Source organism: Paracoccus sp. NSM (assembly GCF_052379855.1).
Lineage (GTDB): Bacteria > Pseudomonadota > Alphaproteobacteria > Rhodobacterales > Rhodobacteraceae > Paracoccus.
The window spans coordinates 1-4030 of the sequence record NZ_JBQTCG010000029.1 but is presented as its reverse complement, the minus strand read 5'-3'; the positions used below and the strand labels follow the sequence as shown (position 1 = coordinate 4030).

Here is a 4030-nt window from a genome sequence, read left to right as displayed (position 1 = left end):
TGGGAGCGCTGCAGCCGACCGGATGAGCTCATGGCCCGATAATGAGCTAATATTGATATTGAATTTGGGGCAGAGGGTGTGGCCAGGAGTTAGCCTGATGGTAATGCGGCATAACGACTGCTGCATCGGCGCAATGCAAACCCTCATTCTCACCGGAGCCAAAGACCTGCCTTGACGACACGAAGGGCGGGAAGCTGACCTTCGTCGCGCCGCACGCGACCGACAGCAAGGGGGACTGAAGCGGACATTCGAGGTGCGGGGATCGAATGGCCGGTGAGGGCCGGGCACGTCGATCCCGCAGTCGCCTTCGTAGGGCGGAAAGCGGCCTTTTGGCAATATCGCCGGCTGTCTATTGTTCATCTTGAAGTGGGCAGTCGGACGCGGTGCAGGGCCGAGACAATCGACGAGGAGGAGAGGACAGCATCGGGCGCATGACCACCTGATGTGTCGCAGGGCAGAAATCCTGCGCCGGACAGATGCATCCGGCGCAGGTCGGGATGGTCCGGCTCAGCCTTCCACCCGCGCCCCTGTTCCACGGACGACGGGGATCCATGTCTCGCGTTGGGCAGCATAATAGGCATCGACCTCGGCTGGCGTCTTGGCTGCCGGCACGATCGAAGCCAGTTCCTCTAGACGCGCGCGCATGGCGTCTGACTGAACGATCTCGTTGATCATGCCATTCAGTGCGGTCACTATTTCGTCAGGTGTGCCGGCAGGGGCCGAGATCGTGTTCCAGGTCTGGCTGACAAAGCCGGGCAGGCCCGCCTCGTCCATGGTCGGCACCTCAGATAGCGCCGCCAGCCGAACCGGGGCAGAGACGCCCAACGCCCTCACGGCTTCCCCCTGCACCTGCCCGATGGCGGTCAGGGACGGGTCGAACACAAAACTCAGCCGCCCTGCAACCAAATCGACCATGGCATCGGGACTGCGCGGATAGGGGATGTGGACGACACCTTCAGCGCCGATACGTTGCAGGAACAAAGCGCCGGTGATGTGTGTGGTGGTGCCCGCAGGTCCGGACCCATACTGGAATGCCGCCGGATCTGCCTTGATGCGCGCGGTCAGGGCCACCAGATCGACATCGGGGCTATCTGCGGGCACGCACATCACCATTGGAACCTCATTGATCATCGCCACGCCCCGTAGGCTCGAAGCGATATCGACCGGGAGAGGATCGAACAATGCGATGTTATGGACGAGCTGCGACGACGTTCCGACAAGAAGCGTGTAGCCGTCAGGCGCAGCATTGCTGACATCCTCGGTCGCGCGCATGCCCGAGGCGGTGCCATTGTTCTCCACCACGATATTTTGACCGAGGACCGGTTCTAGCGCTTCGACCAGAATACGGGCCACCACATCGGCATTGCCGCCGCCGCCTTGCGCCACGACCAGCCGGATGGGGCCGGCCGCGGGCCATTGAGCAGCACGGGCTGAGCGCGGCAAAAGAGACAGGAAAGGTGCGGCGATTGCAGAGCCAAGCAGCACACGACGATGAATCATCTTTCGCTCCAGAAAAGCAAGAATTTGAAGGGATGGCTGACCAAATGACTGGCGGCTGAGAATGCCATGTCCTAACTGATAAAATCAGTCAACTAAATGAATCGTGGGTTTGCGATGAAGCCGAATCTTACCCTGCGACCCGGACTGCCGGACCGAAATGAGCCGCGCCTCGTCCTTCGGCGCATGCTTCCCGGGCTTGTGCTCTGCACGATCGGGGCGGGCATGTCGGGGCTGGCGCAGGGTCAGCCCGCATGGCTGGGCGGAAATGTCGGGCCCGGCCTGATGGCACAGCTTCTGTCGCTTGGGGTGCTTGGCCTTGGGCTCGCTTGGGCTTTGCTCTCTGCGCGCAGTCCCGTCACGCCGACGTCTTCTCCGGGTTGTGGCGGCGACAGCGGATCGCCCATGCCCGGCCTGCGACACAGCGCGCTCGCCCTGTTGGGCGCGGTGCTGACATTTGCCGTGAGCCTTCCCTTCGTCGGCCTCGTCTTCGCGGGGGGCCTGGCTGCTGCGCTGGCGGCCTGGGGAGCGGGCGAACGCAGCCCTGGCGCGCTGGCGTTGACAGTTCTAGGCCTGATGGCGCTGGTGGCCTTCGTGGGCGTGGCGCTGCTGCCGCCCACTGCCCCGCTCTGGCCGGCAGGCTAAGGGGGCGGAGATGGATATTGCCGCCTGGGCCGCGGGCTTCGCGCTTGCGCTTACGCCAGAGAACCTCGCCTTGTGTTTACTGGGCGCAGTCCTCGGAACGCTGGTCGGAGTGCTTCCAGGTATCGGGCCTGCGGCGACGCTGGCGCTTTTGTTGCCGGTGACCTTTGCGCTGGAGCCAGCCGGCGCATTGATCATGCTGGCAGCGATCTACTACGGAGCGCAATACGGCGGCTCGACCAGTTCGATCTTGCTGAACCTGCCGGGGGAGTGTTCGGGCGTCGTCACGGCGATGGACGGGCACAAGATGGCGCTGATGGGCCGCGCCGGCCCGGCGCTTGCCGTGGCGGCGTTGGCTTCGCTGTTTGCCGGGCTGGTGACGGCGGCCCTGATCGCGACGGTGGCTGTGCCGCTGTCCTCAATGACCACAGCTATCGCGCCTGCAGGTCTGGTGGGATTGATCGCGCTTGGCTTGTTTGCGGCCGCCGTCATGTCTCCGGGGCCCGCACTGCCGGCACTTGCGTTGATCCTGATCGGGGCGGGGCTGGGGCTTGTGGGCACGGATCTGGCAGGCGGCCAGCCGCGCTTCACCTTCGGCATCCCGGAATTGCGCGACGGTATCGGCTTCGTGCCGCTGGTCATGGGCATCTTCGGGCTTGCGGAGATCATCCGCGCGTTGGAAACCTCGGGGCGTCCCGAAACCATCCGCGGCGTGCGCTGGCCATGGCCAAGCCGCGCCGACCTTCGTGCGGGCGCTTGGCCCACACTTCGCGGCACCGCCGTTGGCTCTGCCCTGGGCGTTATTCCGGGGGCGAGCACGCTTCTGGCCGCACTGGCCGCACGCGGGCTGGAAAGCGGGTTTGTCCCGCGCGACCGCCCGCTTGGCACGGGCGCCGTCGCAGGCGTCGCCGCCCCCGAGGCTGCAAACAATGCCGCAGCCCAGGCGGCCCTCGTGCCGCTGCTGACGCTAGGCCTGCCCGGCAGCCCGGTCATGGCGGTGCTTGCGGGCGCGCTGATGATCCATGCGATCTTACCCGGCCCAGGCTTCATCGCGCAGAATCCCGACCTGTTCGCCGCACTTATGGCCAGCCTCATCATCGGCAACATCATCCTCGTGGTGCTGAACTTGCCCTTTGTCGGGGTCTGGGCAGCGCTGTTGCGTATTCCGTTTCGCAGGTTAGTGCCGCTCATTCTGGTGATCAGCCTGATTGGGGTGCATTCGGTGCAGAACTCGCTGTTCGACGTATGGGTGATGCTCGGCTTCGGCATCTTTGGCTGGGCGCTTCTGCGGCTGGGGTTGGAGCCGACGCCCTTGGTCCTGGGCTTCATCCTTGGTCCGGCTTTTGAGGAATATTTGCGCAGGACGCTGCTCTTCTCGCGGGGAGACGCCATGGTGCTGTTGACCGATCCGGTAAGCGCGGTTTGTCTTGCCCTGATAGCGGCCGCGTCGATCTGGAAGATGAAGTGGATTTTCCTGTCTCGCCGCAGTCCAGAGCGTCCCAAGTAGAAACCACCATAACGGCAATGCGAACTTCGGAGACCTGCCTGCCCAGTCAGCCTCAAGCAACCCGCGACGGCGTGGCATCACGATTGTCGACAAACACCAATCGTAATTCAGCATCACGGCCTGCAACGGCCGCTTGCGGGTCTGCCGAACAACCGACCGCCTGGCAGCTTTGGGCCGACCGGCACAAATAGTGCCGATCGGCAGGATGGCTACAGGTCTATCGCCTCTGACAGCGACAGCGCATCCTCGATATCGACCCCGAGATAGCGCACCGTGCTGTCCATCTTCGCATGGCCGAGCAGCAGTTGGACAGCGCGCAGGTTGTAAGCGCGACGCCGATCCCCTTCTGCCGCTTTTGATCTGAACGGGTCATTCTCCATGCGG

At 64.0% G+C, this 4030-nt stretch carries 3 protein-coding genes; 2 read left to right on the top strand and 1 reads right to left on the bottom strand.

Annotated features, from left to right (window positions below):
• Window positions 1-507: 507 nt before the first annotated feature.
• A complete protein-coding gene (locus ACTZWU_RS16660) occupies window positions 508-1500 on the bottom strand; it encodes a Bug family tripartite tricarboxylate transporter substrate binding protein (protein ID WP_444738480.1) in 993 nt (330 codons plus the stop codon).
• A gap of 183 nt (window positions 1501-1683) precedes the next feature.
• On the opposite strand from ACTZWU_RS16660, the gene ACTZWU_RS16655 reads away from it, so the two are divergent.
• Entirely contained in the window at window positions 1684-2142 is a 459-nt protein-coding gene (locus ACTZWU_RS16655; protein WP_444738479.1) for a hypothetical protein, read from the top strand.
• 10 nt (window positions 2143-2152) lie between these two features.
• Entirely contained in the window at window positions 2153-3646 is a 1494-nt protein-coding gene (locus tag ACTZWU_RS16650) for a tripartite tricarboxylate transporter permease (protein WP_444738478.1), read from the top strand.
• The last annotated feature ends 384 nt before the right edge of the window (window positions 3647-4030 follow it).